This window comes from Rhizobium sp. 01N447_2, assembly GCF_056399245.1.
Map to the genome: position 1 here is coordinate 108,302 of NZ_JBFTQY010000008.1, position 21,490 is coordinate 129,791.

Genomic DNA, 21,490 nt, shown 5'->3' on the forward strand with positions numbered 1-21,490 from the left:
TCGTTGCCCTGTGGGGTCAGCACCGATTGTCGCAGTGTCCGGTCAAAGAGCGGCGAGGCAAACCCGGCCTCCAGTTCCGCAATGCGCTTCGAGATCGTCGACTGCGTGAGATTGAGGTAGGACGCGGCGGACTCAAAGGTTCCTAAAGTCGCCACCCAATAGAGCGCTTCCAATTGCTTGAGCGTGAACATCGCCATTCCATGAATTTTTTCGATTTATATAAATTGATATTTATCGCTTTTTTGCGTGGCGTGGCAATATTATAAATCCCTGACATCAAGGCCGTGGAGGGCTTTGAAGGGGGCTTCATGATCATTGCAGAACACCCGTCCGCGGAGCAGGTCTCCTTGGCCCTTGTCGCGGAATATCGCGGCGTTGCGACATCCATTATCAGCGACAACCTGTCTCGGCTGCCCGGCGCGACCGGCATCCTGCCTTACCACAAGGGGGGCCATATGATCGGCACGGCGTTGACCGTCAAAACGCGGGCAGGTGACAACCTGGCGATCCACGCAGCGCTCAAGATCGCGCGGGCGGGCGATATCATCGTTGTTGATGGCGGAGGAGATATCAGCCAGGCGCTGATCGGCGAAATCATCCTGACGCACGCGCAATCCCTTGGCGTAGCCGGCTTCATCATTGATGGAGCGATCCGCGACGTGGCGGCGATCCGCGCGTCGGATCTACCCTGTTATGCGCGCGGCGTAACCCACAGGGGCCCATACAAGTTCGGACCCGGCGCCCTCAATGTCTCGGTTTCGATCGGAGGTCTTGTTATCAATCCGGGTGATCTGATCGTCGGCGACGAAGATGGGATCGTAGCGCTGGCACCCACCTTGGCTGTGCAACTTCTTCCGGGCGTCCGGGCCCAGGAGGAAAATGAAAGGGTCAAGATCTCAAGCTTCAAGGAGGCGCGATTACAGCTACAGGGCTGAATCGCGGAAGATCTAGACAGCTTAAAGGGAGGATAAGTCTGTGAATTTCTGGAAGACACTTATACTGGCTGCGTCTGTGACGGTCACCGTTCCGTCCGGCATGGCATGGGCGCAGGCCAAGAATTCCGTTACCATCGTTCAGCCTGCTGGACCGGATCGGCTCGATCCGTGCGAAACGCCACGATCGGTGATCGGCCGTATCATCAAACAGAATGTCGTCGAGACACTGGTGGAACTAGACTACGGCAATGGCAAAATCCTGCCGCGATTGGCCGAAAGCTGGCAACAGCCATCACCGAACGAGTGGGTGTTCAAGCTCCGCAAGGGCGTCAAATTCCATGATGGCGCACCTTTCGACGCGAAGTCTGTGGTCTATTCGGTGGAGCGCACGAACGACCCGAAGCTTACCTGCATTACCCGCACCAAATATCTCGACGGCACGAGCATCGTCGCCTCGGTCGTCGATGACAACACAGTGAAGTTCACCACGAAAACCCCGGTGCCGATCCTGCCGACGCTGCTGGCGCAGCTGACGATGTCCTCGCCGAATACGCCCAAGGGCGAATATACCAACAAACCGATCGGCACGGGCCCGTACAAGTTCGAAAGCTGGACGCAGGGTACCAGCGTCGTCATCGTGCGCGACGACAATTATTGGGGTTCCAAGCCCGCCATCGAAAAGGCGACCTATGTCTGGCGCAGCGAATCCTCGGTCGCGGCCGCCATGGTCGAAACTGGCGAGGCCGACCTGGCTTTCTCGATCGCGCCTCAGGATGCGACCAATCAGGCGACGGACAAGGTCTACCCGAATTCTGATACGTCCATGTTTCGCCTTTCCGTCGACGTGCCGCCGCTCAATGACGTGCGCGTCCGAAAAGCGATCAACCTTGCGATCGACCGCAATGCCTTCCTCGGCAGTGTCATCAGTTCCGAAGCCCAGCTTGCCACACAGCAGGTCGGCCCGAGCGTCCTTGGCTTCAATCCGAAATTGAAGCCCTGGGAATACGATCCGGCTCAAGCAGAGAAGCTTCTGGCGGAGGCAAAGGCTGCGGGCGTCGACGTGACGCGGGAAATCCGCATGGTCGGCCGGGCGGGTATGTTCGCCAATTCCAATGAATTCGTCGAAGCCGCTGCCGAAATGCTGCGGCAGGTGGGTCTCAACATCAAGCTCGACAATCTTGAAATGTCACAGTGGCTGCAGATGGCAAACAAGCCGTTTGCCGCGGATCGTCAGCCGAACATTTTCCTGACCATGCATGACAACAACAGTGGTGACGCTGCGTTCACGGCCTTCTTCAAGTATCACTCCAACGGCCGTCAGAGCGAGCTGCACGATCTCGAACTCGACGCTTTTATCGACAAAGCGGGCACGGAACAGGGCGACACGCGCGTCGCCGACTATCAGGAGGTTTTCCGTCGCATCTACGAGGACAAGGTCGCCGATGTGCCGCTGTTCCACATGGTCAACTTCATGCGGGTCGGCGAGCGGATCGATTTCTCGCCGACGATCGCCAATGCGGTCGAGCTGCAACTGGCAAGCCTCAAGCTGAAATAGCTGCTAGAGTAAGCGCGAGCCCTGTTGGCGCTTACCCTTCTTTCCGTTTGACGCAAAGATTCAATCATTCCCATCTGACGGAGGAGCGGGATTTGGGTTCGTTCATCTATAAGCGTTCGCTGCAAAGCCTGCTTTCGCTCATCGGGCTTATCGTGCTGGTGTTTTTCCTGGCGCGCATTACGGGCTCTCCGGTCGATCTCTATCTGCCGCAGGGGGCCTCGCAGGAAGTCCGCAACCAGTTCAACGAGCAGTTCGGTTTCAACGACCCGCTCTACATCCAGTTCGGTCGCTTCATCTGGGGGCTTGTCCATCTCGACATGGGGCAGTCGCTGCAATTTTCGCGGCCGGCGACCGAGGTCGTGCTGCAGGCTTTTCCGACGACGCTAATGCTTGCGGCGGTGACAATGCCGCTGGTTGCCGTGATTGCGGTGGTGACGGGTTCCCTGGCGGCGTTCAAGCCCGGCGGGATATTCGACCGGCTCGCCAGCTTCATCTCGCTGCTCGGCGCCAGCACTCCCAACTTCTGGGTGGCGATCGTCGGCGTCCTCGTCTTTGCGGTGACCTTGCGCGTGCTTCCGACGTCCGGCACCGGAACGCCCCTGCATTGGGTATTGCCCGTCGCTGTGCTGGCCTTGCGGCCCGCTGGCGTTCTCGTGCAGGTGGTGCGCACCTCCATGTTGACCGCGTTGTCGTCAGCCTACATCAAGACGGCTCGCGCCAAGGGGGTCGGCTCGCGCGCCATTGTGTTCGTCCATGCACTCAGAAACGGGCTTCTTCCGGTCATCACCGTCGCAAGCGACCAGACCGCCGGCATCGTCAACGGCGCAGTCATCGTCGAGACGGTGTTCGGCTTTCCGGGCATCGGCAAGCTCATGATCGATTCCGTCATGCTGCGCGATTTCGCCGTCATCGAGGCTGCCGTTCTGGTGACTGCGCTCGCGGTCTTCATCATCAACATTATCGTGGACATCACCTATGCCATCGTCGATCCGCGCATCCGGTACAACTGAGATGACCGTCCCAGTCGTCGCCGCGGCAAAGCCGGCCGCCAGAACATCCGTCGCCCGCGACGTCGTCTGGCTCCTCTGGCAGGACAAGGTTGCCTTCGGTGCCGCCATCCTGCTGCTCTTCGTTCTCCTCTGCACCGTCCTCGGCCCCTGGCTGCTGGCGGATCAGGCGCGCGCCGTGAATCTTCTGGCGCGCAACGCCAAACCTTTCTCGCTTGATAAGGGCTGGCTGTTCATCCTCGGCGCCGAAGCGCTTGGGCGCAGCCTTCTGGCCCGCATCATCGTTGCCAGCCAGAACACGATGCTGATCGCAGCCAGCGCCGTGGTCATTTCCACCGTCGTCGGCGGTCTTCTCGGCCTCGTCGCGGGCTATACCGGCGGCTGGATCAGCGCGACGCTCCTGCGCCTTGCCGACGCGATTATGAGCTTCCCGTCGATGCTGCTGGCGGTGATCGTACTCTTCGTCTTCTCTCCCGGGGTCAGCAACGTCATCCTGGTGCTTGCCGTCTCCCGCATTCCGATCTTCCTGCGCACCGTTCGTGCCGAAGTGCTTGAACTCAAGGAGCGGATGTTCGTCACGGCAGCTCTGGCGATGGGCGCGAAGACGGATCGCATTCTGCTGCGTCATATCGCACCAATGGTCATGCCGACGGTAATCAATCTGGCGGCGCTCGAAATGGCTTTCGTCATGCTGGTAGAATCGGGGCTGAGCTTCCTCGGCATTGGCATCCAGCCGCCCGAAGTCACCTGGGGCCTGATGGTCGCAGATGGCCGCAACTATCTCGGTTCGGCGTGGTGGCTGTCCTTCTGGCCGGGTCTGGCGATCATGGCGGTAACAATGGCATTGAACCTCCTTTCCAACTGGCTGCGCATCGTTACCGATCCGGTCGAGCGCCGGCGTTTCCAAACATCCGCAGGCGCAAAATGAGCCAGCAGGCACTCCTCGAAATCAGGAACCTCAGCATCGACTTTCCGAACCGCACCGGGATCGTACATGCGGTGAACGATGTCAGCTGGTCGATCAATCCCGGCCAGACGCTTGCCATCCTTGGCGAAAGCGGCTCCGGCAAGAGCGTCAGCGCTTCCGCGGTGCTGGATCTCGTGGACAGTCCTCCGGCAGTGATTGCCAGCGGGCAAATTCTCTATCGTGGTCAGGATCTCCTGAAGTCCTCGAAGGAAGAGCGCCGGGCCATCAACGGCAAGAAGATCTCGATGATCTTTCAGGATCCGCTGGCAGCCCTCAATCCCGTTTACCCAGTGGGCTGGCAGATCGCCGAGACGCTCCGCGTCCACGGCGTCGACAAGGCGACCGCCCATGCGCGCGTCATCGATCTTCTCGCTCGCGTCGGTATCGAGGAACCGGAACGCCGCGCCAGACAATACCCCCATCAGTTTTCCGGTGGCCAGCGCCAGCGCATCATGATCGCCTCGGCAATTGCGCTCGAGCCGGACCTGTTGATCGCCGACGAGCCGACAAGCGCCCTCGACGTGACGGTGCAGGCACAGGTACTGGCTTTGTTGAAGAAGCTGCAGTCCGAAAGCGGGATGGGTATCGTGCTGATCACCCACGATCTGAGCGTCGTGGAAAAGGTCGCCGACCGCGTCGCGGTCATGCAGGATGGACGGATCGTTGAATCCGGGACATCGCAACAGATCATGACATCGCCGCAGCACCCCTATACCCAAAAACTGCTCGACGCGATGCCGGGACGTCACGGCTTCGACGCGACGCAGGAGGCGGCAATCCATGGCCGCACGCTCCTCGAAGTCGACAATGTATCGCGCATCTACGGCATCCGGCCCGGCAAGGTGGCGGAGGCCGGCCCCAACGCGATCCGGGCGGTGAACGAAGCAAGCTTCGTCCTTAAAAGCGGCGAGACGCTGGGGATCGTCGGGGAATCCGGTTCCGGAAAATCGACGCTTGCCCGGATGCTGCTCGGCCTCGACAAGCCGACCATCGGCGAGATCCGCTTCGACGGCAAGGATCTCAACGCCATGAGCGCCGCAGAAACGTTCAAGGTTCGCCGGCGCATGCAGTTCGTGTTCCAGGATCCGACCGCGTCCCTCAACCCCCGCATGAGGATCGGCCAGATCATTGCCGAGCCTTGGGCGATCCATGCGGATGTCCTGCCTCGCAAGGATTGGCGCGGCAAGGTCATCGAATTGCTGGAGCGAGTCGGATTGAAAGCCGACCACATCGACCGCTATCCGCACCAGTTCTCCGGCGGGCAGCGGCAGCGAATTGCCATCGCCCGTTCGCTCGCGCTCAATCCGGAAGTCATCGTCTGCGACGAGGCCGTGTCGGCCCTCGACGTGTCGATCCAAGCCCAGGTCATCGACCTTCTCAAGCAACTGCGCAGCGAACTTGGCCTATCCTACATCTTCATCGCCCACGACCTGGCGCTGGTACGCGATTTCGCAACCGATGTCGTGGTCATGTATCGCGGCAGGATCGTGGAGAAGGGCAAGACGGCAGACGTCTATAACAATCCGCAGAACGACTATACCAAGCGGCTTTTGTCTGCGAGCATGGCGCATATTCCGACTGCGGCATGACAATTCAGGACAGCTGCATCGAGGCGTACATCATATCGATTTCGCCCCCCATTTTGGCTGCAGGGTCGACAAGACGATCTGGTGGAGAGGCATATAGCGCGGATAGGCCGTTATCGCCTGGTCGAGCGCTTCGCCCAGCTGCGATGTCGCGCCATAGCCGCGCAACATTTTCACCCGCAGATACAGGCCGTAGGCCGAAGTCGGGTCGAGCTTCAGAACCTGGCTGATATCAAAGGCAAGGGACGTTCGTCGCGCAGCCACCCGATATAGCAAAACCCTAGAAGTCGGCATCAGTTGCAGCAGGTAGTCAAAATCGCTCACATTCGCAGTTAGAACCATCAAGCCGAGCTTTTGTGCCTGGAGGAAAAGGACGCAATCGTGAAGCGCTCTTAAGCGTGCGTCCTGCTGATAACCCTGAATTCGGCATAAGATACCCGAGAGCATTGCGCCACGGCCGAGAACATCGGCATCCGGTGTGAAGATGCGATGGTCTGGCATTGCGGCGATGGTTGTTTTGATCTGCCCTATCGCTGTCTTTGTTCTCGGATGCCTGGGATCCAGAACACCGATGGTGTGCATCAACTCCTGGATCGCGACGGTTGAGTGATTGGCCTGACGTATGTCCAAGAGGTCCGCCACCACGTCGGGGGATCTGCCCTGCATTCCATCGATATAAACACAGGTATCCAGCAGTCCGAAAGGAAGGGGAGGTGCTCGTCTGTTCGTCGGGCGAGCGTCCTTCCCGGATCGAGGCGCGCCCATCGAAGCGCGGAGTCGACATCGAAAGCTGGCAAGTCAGAACCCGAGCTTCAATGCGGGATCGACGGTGCCGCGCGTCTTACGAAATGTTTCGGCGAATTTATCTTCGAGAGCAATACTCGCGAGCGCAAATTCGATCAGGTCCGTGTCCGTCTCGATCCCGGTGTTCTTCTTAGCCTGCTCAACCAAGGCTGAGCTAATGCGACCGCCAATGCGTTTACTCTTTTCACCTAATAGCCCGGAATGCTCAGCAGCTTGCATAACGGCACTAATGCGTGCTTTCACGGTCACGAATTCGCCTGTACGAGCCTTTCGTGCTGCCTTCGCGGCGACACGCGGTGCTGCTAGAATGATTTTGTCTGTTGGAGTTTTCTTCATATCCCACGACTGCTGTTGTCTAACAGAATGCAATTTTGTCTAACATACCACTGGATGGTCAGTTTTCGAGGCGTTGGCGCCGCTCGCCGAAGCTTCCAAACCGCCGCGACGGCGGCCGTAACTGCAACGGCGAGATAGATGCCGCTGAAACGGTTGGTCGATGTCTTGATCACGCCGCCAAAGTTCGAAGGGTTCAGGTCACCACCGCATGATTTTCAGCAGTTCTCGTTGCGACCCCTATAACCCAATTTCGCGATCTAATTCAGGCTAACCATTCACATCGATGACAGCCCGGCCGCGAATTTTGCCTGCGACAATGTCTTCGGCGAGTTGCGGCAGCTTGGACATAGGCTCAACAGTCGTCATGCTGTCGAGCTTGCCCTTGTCCATATCGCGGGCAAGCCGCGCCCAGGCGGAAAGCCGCTGTTGGCGGGTGGCGATCACGGAATCGATGCCAATCAAGGTTACGGCGCGCAGGATATGCGGCAGCACGGTGGCCGGAAGATCGGCACCGCCGGCGAGGCCGCAGCATGCGATTGCGCAGCCGTGAACCGTCTGGGACAGCGCATTGGCGAGCGTCGTCGAACCAACACTGTCGATACCGCCGGTCCAGCGTTCCCTTTGCAACGGGCCACCCTTTTCGGCAAGCGTCGCGCGGTCGATGAAGGTGGTGGCGCCGAGAAAGGCGAGATAATCATGGGTCTGCGGACGGCCAGTGGAGGCCGTGACGTTGTAGCCGCGCGCGGCAAGCAGGGCGATAGCTACTGAACCGACGCCGCCGGCTGCACCGGTGACCAGGACCTCGCCTTCGCCCGGCTTGATCGAACCCCATTTTTCAAGGGCATCGACGCAGAGCGCGGCGGTGTAACCGGCGGTGCCGATCGCCATCGCCTGTTCCAACGAGAAGGCCTCGGGCAGGGGGATCAGCCACTCCGACTTGACGCGCTGGTAACGGCCATAGGCGCCCCATTCGGTCTCCGAAAGGCCCCAGCCGTTCAGCACCACCTTGTCGCCAGGCTTCCATTCCGGCGATCGGGATTCGATTACGGTGCCGGAGAGATCGATGCCGCCGACCATCGGCATGCGGCGAGCGATGCGGCCCTTACCGGAGATCGCGAGGCCGTCCTTGTAGTTGAGCGTCGAATAGGCGATTTCGACCAGCACGTCATTGTCCGGCAGATCGGCGATCGACAGTTGCCTGAACGCGCCTTTCGGCTTGCCGTCAACGGTATCGATCACCATCGCGGTGAAGGTCTCGGTCATTTCGTCCTCCCGGTCTTTGATTTCTTAAGGATTCAAGCCGAAACCTGCGCGGCATCGCGTCCGGCGCGGGCGTCCAGGACGGCCGCATAGCTTTCGCGCACATAGGCGAGAAGCCGCCCCAGCGCATCCGTTGCTTTCGTATCGTCGCGGGCGCGCACGGCATCGACGATCTCCTGATGCAGCGAGGCGACGTGGCGCCGCTCGCGGACCCGGAAAACGATCATGTTGGTGATCGGAATGAAGGCTTCGATCACGGTATACATCATCAGCTTCAACGGACCGTTGCCGGTCGATTCCACCAGCGCACGGTGAAAACGTACGTCCGAGGCGCAGAAACCCTCGTCGCTGATCGTCGGATCGAGCTGAACTGCGATCTCCGCCTCCATGGCGGCGAGATGGCTTTCGTCGCGGTTTGCGGCCGCCAGTCGGCAGCAGACGGTTTCGGTTTCCAGCCGCGCCGTGATGATTTCTTCGATATCGAAGGCGCCGATGCCGACCAGAAGCGTCGCCGCCCCGGTGATGGCCTTTGATAGGCCCTCGGGATCCGGCCGCTTGACGAAATTGCCGCCGGCCGGGCCGCGCTTGGAGCGGATGAGATTCTGGGCCGCAAGACGCTTCAGCGCCTCGCGCACTGTCGGGCGGGAAATGCCGAAACTCCTGGCGAGATCCTCCTCGGTTGGAAGGCGCTCGTCGATCTTCAGCCGGCCGTCCATGATGGCCGAACGGATATTGTCGGCCACCTGTTTGGCGATGCCCGTGCGGACAACCTCGTCGTATTTGAGGATCATGTCGCCCCTTCCCGATCTGTGGTCAATAGTGATGACATGCGCGAATTCAAAAGGCTACTGCTTTTTAAATATAGGTTTGACAAATAGGGGAATGGGACTAACCTCACCCCCGGATTAAGGGGTAAAGGAATGGGCGCAATCGCATTTGGCCGATCCTGGGGTGCACGGCCGGACCGTAGAGTTTCCAGGGGAGGGCGCCCGTGTCGTCTGACCGATTGAGCCGTCTTCTCGCCCGCCTGGAAAACCGACTTGATGCAGCCGCAATCTTGAGCGGCGATGCCGTCCCCGATGCCTATTGCGCCGACGCGGCGGCGCAGGGCCAGCGGCCACTTGCCGTTTTACGGCCCCGCAATAGCGCAGATGTTTCCGCTATTCTTTCTGTCGCCAATGATCTTGGCCAGCCGCTTGTCGTCCAGGGCGGGCGTACAGGTCTTTCAGGCGGTTCTCGGCCGGTCGCCGACGAAGTATCGCTGTCGCTGGAGCGGATGAGCAGCATCGAATCCATCGACACGGTGGCACAGACGCTGATCGCCGGCGCGGGCACTCCGATGCAGGTCGTGCAGCAGGGGGCAAGCGATGCGGGCCTGTTCTTCGGTGTCGATATCGGCGCACGCGGCAGCGCCACGGTCGGCGGCAATATCGGCACCAATGCCGGCGGCATTCGTGTGCTGCGTTACGGCATGTACCGGGCGCAGGTCATGGGTCTTGAAGCCGTACTCGCAGACGGAACGGTGCTGACCTCGCTCAAGGGCCTGCCGAAGGACAATTCCGGCTACGATCTCAATCAGCTGTTCATCGGTAGCGAAGGCACGCTTGGCATCATTACCCGCGCCTGTTTGAAACTGCATCCCAAGCCGAAGATTGAGCGCAATGCGTTCTTGGCGCTTCCGTCGCTGGCCGCCGCGCAGGATCTGTTATCGAAACTGCGGGTCGAGCTTGCTGGGCTTCTTTCCGCTTTCGAAGTGATTTTCCCCAATGTCTACGAGGGCACCGTCGCGCATATGGGCATCCGCCCGCCGGTGGCGCCTCGTGCCGGCATGTATGCCATGGTCGAAATCCAGGGGCAGGCGCCGGATCAGGACAATGAGCGCTTAGAGACTGCGCTGGCTGCTGCGCTCGAGGTCGGGCTGGCGAGCGACGTCGTGCTCTCCAATTCCGTTCGCGAATTTCAGACACTCTGGGCGATCCGGGACGGCATCAACGGATTTCTCACCGCCTGTGGTCAAAACGCCGGTTACGATATTTCGGTGCCACTTCGCCGCATGCAGGAGTTTCTCGACGCAACGGCCCAGTCGATATCGATGGTGGATCCTAGCGCGGTGTCGTTCATCTTCGGTCATCTCGGCGATGGAAATCTGCATTATTGCATGGTCACCAGCCGCGAAAGGGACGTCGCAAAGGCAGTATTTTCCGGGATCGAGCAGGTCGGCGGCGGCGTATCCGCCGAGCATGGCATCGGCACCGACAAGGTGGGCTATCTGAACTATGCCCGCAGCGAGGCCGAGATCGCCACCATGCGCCGGCTGAAAGCCGCTTTTGATCCGAACGCCATCCTCAATCGCGGTCGAGTCTTTGCGGCGCCGGTTTCGGTTGCACAGATGGAGCAGGCATAGATGTCGATTCACAGCCAACCGGATATCCCGGAACCGAAAATCAGCCTGGACGACCGTTACACCCTCGAAAGGGGTCGTATCCTCGTCTCCGGAACGCAGGCGCTGGTGCGCCTGCCGATGATCCAGCGTCAGCGGGATCTGGCGCGCGGGCTCAATACCGCGGGATATGTTTCGGGATACCGCGGATCACCGCTTGCCGGTTTCGATCGCGAGATGGCGCGCGCCAAGAAGTTTCTCGATGCGGCGCAGGTGAAATTCCAGCCAGGCCTCAATGAGGACATGGCGGCGACCGCCGTCTGGGGCACGCAGCAGACCGACATGTTTCAGGGGCCGCGCTACGACGGCGTGTTTGCCATGTGGTACGGCAAGGGTCCGGGCGTCGACCGCAGCATGGATGTCATCCGCCACGCCAATGCCATCGGTACCAACGCCAACGGTGGCGTGCTGCTCTTGGTCGGCGACGACCACGGTGCGGTCTCCTCGACGCTTCCGCATCAAAGCGAGCACAATCTTATTTCGGCCATGGTGCCGATGCTCTCGCCGGCGGGGATCGGCGAATATATCGACTATGGCCTCATCGGCTGGGCGATGAGCCGGTACTCCGGGGCCTGGGTAGGCTTTAAGTGCCAGACGGAAATCGTCGAATGTTCGGCAACCGTCGACCTCGATCCGGACCGACCACTGATCGTCATGCCGAACGACGTGTTTGCGCCGGACGGCCTATCCCTGCGCTGGCCGGACGGGCCGCATGCGATGGAACTGCGGCTGGAGCGCAAGATGCTGGGCGTCCAGGCTTTTGCCCGCGCCAACCATCTCGATCGCGCGCTCTGGGGTGCGACTGGACGCGCAAGGCTCGGGATCGTCTCGACCGGGAAATCCTGGCTCGATCTGTTGGGCGCGTTGGCCCTGCTCGGCATCGATGAGGCCCGCGCCGCCGACCTTGGGATTGCGCTCTACAAGGTCGGCATGGTCTGGCCGCTCGAGCCGCAGGGGATCGCCGAGTTCGCCGCGGGGGTCGACGAACTACTCGTGGTCGAGGAAAAGCGCTCGATCCTCGAAGACCAGATCAAGGCGCAGCTGTTCAACCTGCCCACTGATCGGCGTCCGCGCGTGTTCGGCAAGGCCGGGGAAAACGGTGCGCCTCTGCTGCAGGCGATCGGCCAGATCGGCACGCTCTCCGTGGCGAAGGCGATCCTGTCGCGGCTTGGCGATTTCGATGCGACCTTGCAGGCCAAGGCCCGTTTCGTCGATGAAATGGCGCTCGCCATGGAGATCGAGGCGACGGCCTTGAAGCGCGAGGCCTATTTCTGTTCCGGCTGTCCGCACAGCGTGTCCACCCGCCTGCCGGAGGGAAGCCGCGCTTCCACCGGCATCGGCTGCCACATGATGATCATCGGCAACGAGGATCGCAACACGTCAACCTTCACCCAGATGGGCGGCGAGGGCGGTTCGTGGATCGGCCTTTCGCCATTCACAGACGAGAAGCATATCTTCGTCAACATGGGCGACGGCACCTATTTCCATTCCGGTGTACTCGCCATTCGCGCCGCCATTGCGGCCAAGGTCAACGCTACCTACAAGATCCTCTATAACGATGCAGTCGCGATGACCGGCGGCCAGAAACATGACGGTGACGTCACCGTGCCGGGCATCGTTTCCCAGATGCTGGCGGAGGGCGCGACGCGTGTCGTCGTGGTCGCCGAACGGCCGGATGTGTGGCAGGGCAACCTTCCACGTGCGGTCTCCGTGCACCATCGCGACGAACTCGATGCGGTGCAGCGGGAGCTGCGAGATATCGCGGGCGTCACGGTGCTGATCTACGACCAGGTCTGCGCCGCCGAAAAACGCCGTCGCCGCAAGCGCGGTGCCTATCCGGTGTCCGACACACGCGCCTTTATCAATGAACTGGTCTGTGAGGGTTGTGGCGACTGTTCCGCCGTGTCGAACTGCATCTCGATCGAGCCGCAGGAAACCGAGTTTGGCCGCAAGCGCCGCATCAACCAGTCAAGCTGCAACACCGACCTTTCCTGCATCAAGGGATTCTGCCCGAGCTTCGTGACCGTCGAAGGTGGCAGCATCCGCAAGCCGGCGGCGAAGTCAAAATCGGTCAAGACCGACGACCTGCCGCTGCCGGTTTTTACAGCGACGTTCGAAACGCCCTACAGCATGCTGCTTGCCGGTATCGGCGGCACCGGCGTCATAACCGTCAGCGCCATCCTCGCCCAGGCGGCACTTCTCGACGGCCTGGCTTTGACGACGCTTGACCAGACGGGACTTGCCCAGAAGAACGGCTCGGTGGTGTCGCATATCCGGCTGGCGAAGGATCCGGCCCAGATCCACGCGGCGCGGGTCGGTCCTGGCGAAAGCGATCTCGTTCTCGGCTTCGACATTGTCGTGGCCGCCCAGAAGAATTCGCTGACCTCGTTTGCGAAGAACAAGACGCGGGCGGTGATCGACGACCATTTTGCGCCGACGGCGTCCTTCGTGAAGGACTCGACGATCGATTTCCGGCAGGAGGCCACGTTGAAGTCGCTGCGCCGCGCGGCCGGGGACAACGCCGTCGAGACGGTTGCCGCGACGGATCTGGCAACTGCGCTGATGGGCGATGCAATCGCTGCCAACATGTTCTTGCTCGGCCATGCATGGCAGCGTGGCCTGGTGCCGATCAACCTTGCCGCCATCGACAAGGCGATCGAACTCAACGGTACCGGCATCGCCATGAACCGCGCCGCCTTCGGTTGGGGCCGTCGCGCTGCGGTGGATATCGAGGCCGTGGCCCGTGAGGCCCGTTTCGTCAAGGCCGAACCCCGGGCCGAAACGCTGGATGAGATTGTCGCCAAGCGCGTCGCCTTCCTCACCAATTACCAGAATGCGGCCTATGCAAAGCGGTATACGGATCTGGTGGGGGTTGCTGCATCCGCCGAGGCGCGGCTGGGTGGCCAGACGGGTTTTGCCGAAGCGGTTGCCAAAAATGCCTTCAGGCTGATGGCCTACAAGGACGAATACGAGGTCGCCCGACTGCACCGCGACCGCAGTTTCGAAAAGAAACTGTCCGAACAGTTCGAAGGCGATTTCAAGATCAAGCATCATCTGGCGCCGCCGATGATTTCGAAGATCGACCAGCGAACCGGCCATCCGGCCAAGATCGCCTTCGGCGCCTGGATTCGACCGGCCTTCGCAGTGCTGGAAAGACTGAAGTTCCTGCGAGGCACGCGGCTCGATCCGTTTGGCCGCACCGCCGAGCGTCGACTGGAGCGCCAGCTGATCGGGGATTATGTCACGCTCGTCATCGAGCTAAGTCAGTCGCTCGGTGCCGGCAATCCGTCGGTTGCCACCGAGCTTGCCGGCCTGCCGGACATGATCCGCGGTTTCGGGCATGTCAAACTCGCATCCATCCAGCGCTTCGAAAAGCGCAAGAACGATCTCCTGGCGAAATGGCGGGCAAGCGAACCGCTCAACCATGTCGCCTAAATTTTGTTTCCGAGAGTGAGCCCCAAATGGCACAAAAGATCATCATCGACACGGATCCGGGGCAGGACGATGCGCTGGCCATACTCCTGGCTCTGGCGAGCCCGGAAATCGATGTTCTCGGCATCGTTGGCGCTGCCGGCAATGTGCCGCTGTCGCTGACGTCCAAAAACATCCGCAAGATCTGCGAACTCGCCGGCCGTCCAGACATCAAGGTGTTTGCCGGCTGCGATCGGCCGATGACCGGACCGTTGGTCACCGCCGAGCACGTGCATGGCGCGACCGGCATGGATGGGGCGGATCTTCCTGAACCGAGCATGCCGATGCAGGAACAGCACGGCGTCGATTTCATCATCGACACCCTGCAGAACGAACCGGCCGGCACAGTCACCGTCTGCACGCTTGGGCCACTTACCAATCTCGGCAGGGCGCTGACCCGGGCGCCGGAKATCGCCGGCCGGATCAAACAGCTCGTGCTGATGGGCGGCGGACTGTTTGAGGGCGGCAACATTACGCCCGCCGCCGAATTCAACATCTACGTCGATCCGCCGGCCGCAGCTGTTGTCTTCGGATCGGGCGTGCCGATCGTGATGATGCCGCTCGACGTCACCCACAAGACGCTGACGACACGGGTACGTGTCGCTGCAATCCAGGCGCTTGGAACACCGCTCAGCGATGCCGTGGTCGGATGGCTTCATTATTTCGAACGCTTCGACGTCGCTAAATATGGAAGCGATGGTGGGCCGCTGCACGATCCCAACGTGATTGCCTATCTCCTGAAGCCGGAACTTTATTCCGGTCGTTTCTGCAATGTGGAGATCGAGACGGAGTCCGAGCTCACGAAGGGCATGACCGTCGCCGACTGGTGGGATGTGTCGGGGCGGCCGAAAAATGCGCTGTTCATGCGCGACGTCGACGCCGACGGTTTTTATACGCTGCTGACGGAACGGCTCTCCTGGCTCGGTCGCGCGGATACGGCAGCCGAAGCTGCGCCGGGTCTGCTCGTCACGTCTTCGCGCGCGGGATGATCAGCGCGTCGAGAATGCGCACGCCCTCGCCATCCGGCAGAACGGCGACCGGATTGAGGTCGACAGCCTCGATATCGTCGCCATAACGGGCGGCGAAATCCGAAAGCTTGACCAGCAATTTTGCCAGCGCCTGGCGATCGGCCCTAGGTGAGCCGCGATAGCCCTCCAGCAGTGAGGCGAGCTTGGTTTTGCCGATCATAGCGTCGGCGCGGGCGAGATCGATAGGCAGAAGGTCGAAGGCACTATCCTTGATCAGTTCCACCAGCACGCCACCGATGCCGACGACAAGGCCGAAACCGAAGGGCTCGTGGCGAACCAGCCCGACCAGCGCTTCCGCGCCGCCTGTCACCATTTCCTGCACCGACACGCCAAGCAGATCGGCATCCGGGGCGTAGGCCCGGGCGCTTGCCATGATCGCGTCGAAGGCTTGCCGAACCTCCGGTTCCGAGGCGATGCCGAGTTTTACGCCGCCGGCCTCGGTCTTATGCTGGATATCCGGCGACTCGATCTTCATCACCACCGGGAAGCTGAGTTTTGCGGCCGCGCTGGCGGCTTCATCGGCGCTGGTGACGAGGTGTTGTTGCGGAACAGGCAGGCCTTCCGCGGCCAGCAGGATCTTGGCTTGGCGTTCGGTCAAAGCACCTGCAGGCAAGGATTTCCTGTCGGAGGCTGCGGCTCCGGGCCATGATACAAGCCGGTTCTGATCGATCAGACTGTTGATAGCGGTCAAGGCGCTTTTCGTGCCGCGCAGGACAGGCACGTTCGACAGCTTCCCTTCGACGGCCGGATGGTGGCCGCAGGAGAGGTTGCTCATGAACACGACCGGCGCCTTGCCCGCTTCGGCATAATCCGACACCGCCTGGGCGATGCCGAGATATTCGCGGGCGCAGAAGTCGTCTAACCCGCCCGGGGCATCCTGCGAGGCGACGATCAGCCCGATCGATGGATCTTCGGACAAGGCGGTCAGCACGTCGCGGTAGATTTGGCCGTCGGCAAAAACGATGCCGGTCGTGTCGAGCGGGTTCTGCGGCGTGGCGAAGGGCGGCAGCAGTGTCTTCATCTTCGCGACCGTCTCGGGCTGCAGGTCCGGCATCGAAAGGCCGGCCTCATCGGCAATGTCGGAGACATGCGCGACACCACCGCCGGACACGCCGACGATCGCGACACCGGGTTTTACCGGGCGTGTCTTCAATGTCAGGCACAACGTTGCCGTTTCCATGAAGCCGTCCATGTCCGGCACTTCTATGATGCCGGTGCGGCGAAAGAAAGCGCGGTAGGCATCGTTGCTGCCAGCGAGCGAGCCGGTGTGGGCAGCCGTCGCCTGGGCGCCGCGGCTGGAGCGGCCAGCACGCAGCGCAATGACTGGTTTGTTGGCCGCGTGCATTTTTTCCATGGCGGCTGCCAGTTCCTCCGGCGCGCGGATGGCTTCGATGACGATACCGACCGGGCCGGTGTCTTCGTCGCTTGCCAGAAATTCGAGATAGGCGGGAATGTCGGTTGCAGCGCTATTGCCGGAGGAGACGATGTGGCTGAGGCCGAAGCGGCCGGTATTGCCGAGCGCGATGGCGCTGGCGCCAGAATGGGAGAGGATTGCAAAACGGCCCTTCTGGAGATTGGCCGAAAGACTGGAGGCATAAAGGGCCGCGCCTGATGTGAGATTGAAAAGACCAAGGCAATTGGGGCCGCAGATGGCCATGCCGTAGCGCCCGGCGATCTCGACCAGTTGTCGCTGGCGTTCGCGGCCGGCTTCGTCCAATTCGGCAAAACCGGAGGCCAACACGACGGCGGCCTTGACGCCGGTGCTGCCTGCCTCTTCCAGTGCTGCGATCACTTTGTCGGCGGCGATACCGATCACCGCAACGTCCGGGGCGGCGTCGAGTGCGCGCAGGGAGGGGGCGGCGCGATAACCGAAGACTGCTTCAGCCTTCGGATGCACAGGGATGATCTTTCCCTGATACCCGAAGCGCATCAGGTTCTTCATCACGTAGCTTGAGGAGGCGTCGGCACGCTCGGTGGCGCCGACGACCGCGACGGAGCGCGGCGCCATCAAAGCCCGCATGGCATCGATCGTGTTTGCGGGCATGGCCGGGACCTCAGTCGAGGCCCTTGAACGGATTGTCGCGGAAAGCGAGATATTCCTTCAGCGACATCTTTGCGAGGTTGGCCATCCAGTCACGACCCGGCTTGGTTACATGTAGGGCCGCGATCGCCTCGATATTGTACTGGAAGGACGGCATCAGGCCGGCAACCATCTGCTGGTTGTTGATCGAGGCCTTGGTGTATCTCAGCGCAGGCAGGGGCATGCGGGCCAGCTTACGGGCCAAGTTCTCGGTTTTTTCCTTGAGCTGATCGGCGGGCACGATCTTGTTGATCAGATGCATGCGCAGCGCCTCTTGCGCGTCCACCATGTCGCCGGTGAACATCAGCCAGCGGACGTCGCGAGTGGCAAGCAACCAAGGCATCATCAGCGCCGGAGGACCGGAATTGTGACGCACTTCCGGTTCGCCGAACTTGGCATTGTCGGCGGCAATCGCCAGATCGCAGCACATCATCAGTTCCAGCGCGCCAGCCAGGGCATAGCCGTTGACCGAGGCGATGACCGGAATCGGGGCGCGCCAGATGTTGAGCAGCGCTTCGGCATTCTCGGACATGTCCTCGCGCCAAAAATCGATATCGACGTCGAAATCGCCGCCCTGCAGATCGTAACCGGCGGAGAAGGCGCGGCCGGCGCCGGTGATGACCAGCGCGTTGACATCGGGATCTGCAACGGCTGCAGCCACGGCCGCATCGATCTCACGGATCACCACCTTGTTCATCGCATTCATCTTGTCGGGGCGATTGATGGTGATCGTCGCGAACTTGTCGCTGGCATCCTTCTCGTAAAGGATCGTCTCGTAGCTCATGGCAGTTCCCCTGTTTGATTTTCAGTTGCGGGCCTTCTTCAGCGGTGCGTAGGCGACGGCTATCCTGGCGGCGAGGCGGGCATTGTTCTTCACCAGTTCAATATTGGCCTTGAGGCTTTCGCCCTTTGTCAATTCGTTGATGCGGGCGAGCAGGAAGGGGGTCAGATCCTTGCGGTCGATGCCACGTTCGTCGGCATCGGCCACCGCATCGGCAATCGTGCCGTCGATGAAGTCTGGCGCCAGCGCTGACGCTTCCGGGATCGGGTTGGCGATCAAAAGGCCGGTGCCCGTGCCGAGTTGATGGTGCAACCACATCGCCTTGGCGATCTCTTCCGGCGTGTCGAGGCGATGGTCGGCCTTGAAGCCGCTCCTGCGCGTGAAGAAAGCCGGGAAATCCTCGGTGCCGTAGGCGATCACCGGTACCCGCTGAGTTTCGAGATATTCGAGCGTCTTGGCGATGTCGAGGATCGATTTTACGCCGGCGCAGACAACAGCGGTTTTCGTTCTGCCCAATTCCGTCAGGTCGGCGGAGATGTCGAAGGTCTGCTCGGCGCCGCGATGCACGCCGCCGACGCCGCCGGTCGCAAAGACGTCGATGCCGGCGAGTTCCGCCATCAGCATGGTGGCCGAAACCGTCGTGCCGGCTGACTGACCGCGTATCATGGCAACGGCCAGGTCGCGGCCAGAGGCCTTCACGATGCCCTTTGACTGCGCCAGCTCTTTCAACTCATCATGCTCAAGGCCAACGCGCAGCTCGCCCTTGACGACAGCGATCGTGGCCGGAATGGCGCCGTTCTCACGGATCACCGCTTCCACACCCAGGGCCGTTTCGAGGTTGGCCGGATAAGGCATGCCATGGGTGATGATGGTGGATTCAAGCGCTACGACCGGGCTGCCGGCTGCAATGGCTTCGGCCACTTCGCGGCTCAGTCGGGGCTTCATGAGGGTCATTCTCAAAATTCCTTGATTCAGCCGGCGAGGTTAGCCGACAAGCCGGTGCATGTTCGCTTCGAGGAAGCGTTCGGACAATTCGGTGTGGACGCTGGCGGTACTTTCCGTCGTCAGCGTGGCGAGCAGCGCGCCGGTGCGGGCCGCGGCATAGGTGTTTTCGCCGTTCAGGATGCTGTGAAGCGTACCAGCAATCATCGCATCGCCCGCGCCGGTAATGTCGATCGGCCGGGCAGTGACGGCCGGAAACGTCTTGGCGCCTTCGATCCCGGCAACTGCAATGCCACGTGCAGCCATGGTGACGATCACTTCCCGTGCGCCGGCTGCCTGCAGCGCAAGCGCCGCTTCGCGAGCATCCTCGATCGTTTCGTGGCCCTGGCGCTTCAGGATCGAATTCGCCTCGTCGATATTCATGAACAGGAGGTCAATGCCGGTCAGATTTTTCGGCAGGCGAGCAGCCTTGGGGGTCGAGACCGCGTCGATCGCTAGCTTGAAGCGGGCGCCGCCCTGGCGCTTGGCGATCAGGGCTGCCAGCATTTCGGCGGGCGGGTTGCAGTCGGAAAACACCCAGCTGGCGGCGGCCAGATGCGGCCAGATCCGCTCGATATGGTTCGGCAGGAGCAGGTCGAAAATGCCCATGTCGGCAATGCCGAGAACAAGTTCGCCCTGTGGATCGAGGATCGCGGCATATTCGGCTGTCGGGCGTTCCGAGGTGGTGACGACCTGGCTCACATCGATGCCCCGGTCGCGCATATGCTTCAGGATCGCCCTTCCGCCTTCGTCATCGCCGACGATCGAGACGAAGCTCGTCGAAGTACCCAGCAGTGCGAGGTTTTCCGCGACGTTGCGGGCAACGCCGCCGAGGCTGCGGATGCCATCCACCGGGTTGGAGGTTTCGAACACAAGAGCTTCCTTGGCGCGGTACTTGTGGTCGAGCACGGCACCACCGATGCAAACGGCTCGTGTCCTGGCCGGCATCACATAACCGCGGCCGAGAATATAGCCCTTCTGCATCAGCTGGACGATGTGGGCAGCCACGGTCGAGCGGGCCAGGCCGAGCATCGACGCGATCTCCTGCTGCCCTGCGAAAGGGTTGTCCTTAATGATTGCCAGGACGGCCGCTTCCTGGGGGGCAAGGTCATCCATCTTGTCTAGTTCACTGGGTTGAAGTTTCGTTATTTTTGATATGGACAACAACAGATGTTTTTGTCAACATCTGTTTGTCAGTCGAGTTTGGAGGTAGGCTTATGTCCATGTCGAACGCCCATACCGCGTCGTCCAACAGTGTCGGGGCCGGCATTCCCGTCATCGACGTGGGGCCCTTCATCCGCAATGAGGCGGGTAGCGCCGATGTGGTGAAGGCGATCGAGGCCGCCTGTCGCGACACCGGCTTCTTCCTTGTCACCGGCCATGGTGTTTCGCCGGACGTTACCTCGCGGCTCCATCATCTCGCCCGCGCCTTTTTCGATTACCCGCAAGACTGGAAAACGACGCAAGGGCGCGGCACGAGCGTGATGGGCGGCGTCGCCTTCTCGCCGCTCGCCGAGGAGGCGCTGGCTGCGACGCTCGGCATCAAGACGCCGGGCGACTACAAGGAAAGCCTGAATTTCGGTAAGAACCTGCCGGGCGATACGTGGCCCGACAGGCCGGAAGGGATCGAGCGGGCCTTCCACGACTATTTCAAGGAAATGGAAATCCTGGCCAAGCACATGCGCCGGATCTTCTGCCAGGCGATCGGGCTTGACCGGGATTATTTCGAGCCGTCCTTCGAGAACCACCTTTCGGCACTGCGCGTCATCAACTATCCCGAACAGGACGAGGCACCGCTGCCGGGCCAGATGCGCGCCGGCGTCCACACTGATTACGGCTTCATGACCATCCTGCGCTCGGAAGCGTCGGCAGGCGGGTTGCAAGTGCGCAACCGCAATGGCGACTGGCTTGACGCGCCGTCGATCGAGGGTGCCTATGTCATCAACATCGCCGATGCGTTTATGCGCTGGAGCAACGACGAGTGGGTCTCGACCCCGCATCGGGTCGCCAATCCGCCGAGCGGCTTCAAGGGCACGGCCCGCCGCCAGTCGATCCCGTTCTTCCTCAACCCGTCGAAGGACACGGTGATCGAGTGCCTGGCGCCTTTCTTAAAGGGCGGCGCGAAATACGAGCCGATTACCTACGGTGAATATATCGACCTGAAGACGAAACAGGCTTTCTCGAAAGGCTGATGGGTGACTGAAGTCGACTGACTCGTGCGCAGAAGCGGAAAACCGCCGGCACAACGATCAAGGATCG

At 61.1% G+C, this 21,490-nt stretch carries 17 protein-coding genes and 2 pseudogenes; 9 read left to right on the forward strand and 10 right to left on the reverse strand.

Annotated elements, in window-relative coordinates; translation table 11 throughout:
- Window positions 1–17: 17 nt before the first annotated feature.
- Window positions 18–197 (reverse strand): annotated as a pseudogene (locus AC1ECN_RS07050) (helix-turn-helix domain-containing protein); the annotation flags it as partial.
- Between the two features lie 111 nt (window positions 198–308).
- Between AC1ECN_RS07050 and AC1ECN_RS07055 the strand changes: the two are divergent.
- From AC1ECN_RS07055 to AC1ECN_RS07075, 5 genes are all read left to right on the forward strand, one after another.
- The gene (locus AC1ECN_RS07055; protein WP_130674522.1) at window positions 309–935 is read left to right on the forward strand and encodes an RraA family protein; all 627 of its coding nucleotides are present in this window, start codon (window positions 309–311) and stop codon (window positions 933–935) included.
- A gap of 40 nt (window positions 936–975) precedes the next feature.
- Window positions 976–2,490 (forward strand): ABC transporter substrate-binding protein, encoded by a 1,515-nt coding sequence (locus tag AC1ECN_RS07060; RefSeq protein WP_477952584.1) that lies wholly within the window; start codon window positions 976–978, stop codon window positions 2,488–2,490.
- 92 nt (window positions 2,491–2,582) lie between these two features.
- Window positions 2,583–3,500 carry an ABC transporter permease gene (locus AC1ECN_RS07065; RefSeq protein ID WP_477952586.1) on the forward strand — a complete coding sequence of 306 codons (918 nt, stop codon included), beginning with the start codon at window positions 2,583–2,585 and terminating at the stop codon, window positions 3,498–3,500.
- 1 nt (window position 3,501) lies between these two features.
- Window positions 3,502–4,425, forward strand: coding sequence for an ABC transporter permease (locus tag AC1ECN_RS07070; protein ID WP_477952588.1), 924 nt, complete (start codon window positions 3,502–3,504; stop codon window positions 4,423–4,425).
- Window positions 4,422–6,053, forward strand: a complete 1,632-nt coding sequence (locus AC1ECN_RS07075) for an ABC transporter ATP-binding protein (protein ID WP_130674451.1) — start codon at window positions 4,422–4,424, stop codon at window positions 6,051–6,053. The genes AC1ECN_RS07070 and AC1ECN_RS07075 overlap by 4 nt, the downstream gene beginning before the upstream one ends.
- Before the next feature lie 30 nt (window positions 6,054–6,083).
- Here AC1ECN_RS07075 and AC1ECN_RS07080 read toward each other — a convergent pair whose 3' ends face one another.
- The 5 genes and pseudogenes from AC1ECN_RS07080 to AC1ECN_RS07100 all read right to left on the reverse strand — a co-directional run bounded on the left by AC1ECN_RS07080 (window position 6,084) and on the right by AC1ECN_RS07100 (window position 9,241).
- Window positions 6,084–6,680 carry a hypothetical protein gene (locus AC1ECN_RS07080; protein ID WP_245488724.1) on the reverse strand — a complete coding sequence of 199 codons (597 nt, stop codon included), beginning with the start codon at window positions 6,678–6,680 and terminating at the stop codon, window positions 6,084–6,086.
- Between the two features lie 168 nt (window positions 6,681–6,848).
- Window positions 6,849–7,190, reverse strand: coding sequence for a hypothetical protein (locus tag AC1ECN_RS07085; protein ID WP_477952590.1), 342 nt, complete (start codon window positions 7,188–7,190; stop codon window positions 6,849–6,851).
- Window positions 7,187–7,372: pseudogene (locus AC1ECN_RS07090) on the reverse strand (hypothetical protein); the annotation flags it as partial. The gene AC1ECN_RS07085 and the pseudogene AC1ECN_RS07090, both read right to left, overlap by 4 nt.
- Window positions 7,373–7,457: 85 nt before the next feature.
- Entirely contained in the window at window positions 7,458–8,453 is a 996-nt protein-coding gene (locus AC1ECN_RS07095; protein WP_477952591.1) for an MDR family oxidoreductase, read from the reverse strand.
- A 32-nt stretch (window positions 8,454–8,485) separates the two neighbouring features.
- Window positions 8,486–9,241, reverse strand: a complete 756-nt coding sequence (locus AC1ECN_RS07100; protein WP_477952592.1) for a FadR/GntR family transcriptional regulator — start codon at window positions 9,239–9,241, stop codon at window positions 8,486–8,488.
- Between the two features lie 200 nt (window positions 9,242–9,441).
- Here AC1ECN_RS07100 and AC1ECN_RS07105 point away from each other — a divergent pair, with 200 nt between their 5' ends.
- Genes AC1ECN_RS07105 through AC1ECN_RS07115 form a run of 3 tightly spaced genes read left to right on the forward strand, consistent with a single transcriptional unit; the run spans window position 9,442 to window position 15,350 of the window.
- Window positions 9,442–10,854, forward strand: a complete 1,413-nt coding sequence (locus AC1ECN_RS07105) for an FAD-binding oxidoreductase (protein ID WP_477952593.1) — start codon at window positions 9,442–9,444, stop codon at window positions 10,852–10,854.
- On the forward strand, window positions 10,855–14,325 hold the full coding sequence (locus AC1ECN_RS07110; protein WP_477952594.1) for an indolepyruvate ferredoxin oxidoreductase family protein: 3,471 nt from the start codon (window positions 10,855–10,857) through the stop codon (window positions 14,323–14,325).
- Between the two features lie 26 nt (window positions 14,326–14,351).
- Complete coding sequence (locus tag AC1ECN_RS07115; RefSeq protein ID WP_477952595.1) at window positions 14,352–15,350, forward strand: nucleoside hydrolase; 999 nt, start codon at window positions 14,352–14,354, stop codon at window positions 15,348–15,350.
- Here the strand turns inward: AC1ECN_RS07115 and AC1ECN_RS07120 are convergent.
- From AC1ECN_RS07120 to AC1ECN_RS07135, 4 genes are read right to left on the reverse strand one after another with little or no spacing between them, the layout of a single operon-like run.
- The gene (locus AC1ECN_RS07120; protein WP_477952597.1) at window positions 15,328–17,433 is read right to left on the reverse strand and encodes an acetate--CoA ligase family protein; all 2,106 of its coding nucleotides are present in this window, start codon (window positions 17,431–17,433) and stop codon (window positions 15,328–15,330) included. The genes AC1ECN_RS07115 and AC1ECN_RS07120 overlap by 23 nt on opposite strands.
- Before the next feature lie 10 nt (window positions 17,434–17,443).
- Window positions 17,444–18,253 (reverse strand): enoyl-CoA hydratase/isomerase family protein, encoded by an 810-nt coding sequence (locus AC1ECN_RS07125; protein WP_018493967.1) that lies wholly within the window; start codon window positions 18,251–18,253, stop codon window positions 17,444–17,446.
- A gap of 21 nt (window positions 18,254–18,274) precedes the next feature.
- On the reverse strand, window positions 18,275–19,204 hold the full coding sequence (locus AC1ECN_RS07130) for a pseudouridine-5'-phosphate glycosidase (RefSeq protein WP_477952598.1): 930 nt from the start codon (window positions 19,202–19,204) through the stop codon (window positions 18,275–18,277).
- Between the two features lie 30 nt (window positions 19,205–19,234).
- Window positions 19,235–20,347: a carbohydrate kinase gene (locus AC1ECN_RS07135; protein WP_164592981.1), complete on the reverse strand. Its 1,113-nt coding sequence runs from the start codon at window positions 20,345–20,347 to the stop codon at window positions 19,235–19,237.
- 101 nt (window positions 20,348–20,448) lie between these two features.
- On the opposite strand from AC1ECN_RS07135, the gene AC1ECN_RS07140 reads away from it, so the two are divergent.
- A complete protein-coding gene (locus tag AC1ECN_RS07140) occupies window positions 20,449–21,423 on the forward strand; it encodes an isopenicillin N synthase family dioxygenase (protein ID WP_477952600.1) in 975 nt (324 codons plus the stop codon).
- The last annotated feature ends 67 nt before the right edge of the window (window positions 21,424–21,490 follow it).

Excerpts from the sequence above, each read along its gene's own strand:
- AC1ECN_RS07085 (WP_477952590.1), bottom strand. The coding sequence starts at position 7,190 with ATGAAGAAAACTCCAACAGACAAAATCATTCTAGCAGCACCGCGTGTC.
- AC1ECN_RS07140 (WP_477952600.1), top strand. The coding sequence starts at position 20,449 with ATGTCCATGTCGAACGCCCATACCGCGTCGTCCAACAGTGTCGGGGCC.
- AC1ECN_RS07110 (WP_477952594.1), top strand. The coding sequence starts at position 10,855 with ATGTCGATTCACAGCCAACCGGATATCCCGGAACCGAAAATCAGCCTG.
- AC1ECN_RS07100 (WP_477952592.1), bottom strand. The coding sequence starts at position 9,241 with ATGATCCTCAAATACGACGAGGTTGTCCGCACGGGCATCGCCAAACAG.
- AC1ECN_RS07125 (WP_018493967.1), bottom strand. The coding sequence starts at position 18,253 with ATGAGCTACGAGACGATCCTTTACGAGAAGGATGCCAGCGACAAGTTC.
- AC1ECN_RS07130 (WP_477952598.1), bottom strand. The coding sequence starts at position 19,204 with ATGACCCTCATGAAGCCCCGACTGAGCCGCGAAGTGGCCGAAGCCATT.
- AC1ECN_RS07095 (WP_477952591.1), bottom strand. The coding sequence starts at position 8,453 with ATGACCGAGACCTTCACCGCGATGGTGATCGATACCGTTGACGGCAAG.
- AC1ECN_RS07055 (WP_130674522.1), top strand. The coding sequence starts at position 309 with ATGATCATTGCAGAACACCCGTCCGCGGAGCAGGTCTCCTTGGCCCTT.
- AC1ECN_RS07075 (WP_130674451.1), top strand. The coding sequence starts at position 4,422 with ATGAGCCAGCAGGCACTCCTCGAAATCAGGAACCTCAGCATCGACTTT.
- AC1ECN_RS07070 (WP_477952588.1), top strand. The coding sequence starts at position 3,502 with ATGACCGTCCCAGTCGTCGCCGCGGCAAAGCCGGCCGCCAGAACATCC.
- AC1ECN_RS07135 (WP_164592981.1), bottom strand. The coding sequence starts at position 20,347 with ATGGATGACCTTGCCCCCCAGGAAGCGGCCGTCCTGGCAATCATTAAG.
- AC1ECN_RS07120 (WP_477952597.1), bottom strand. The coding sequence starts at position 17,433 with ATGCCCGCAAACACGATCGATGCCATGCGGGCTTTGATGGCGCCGCGC.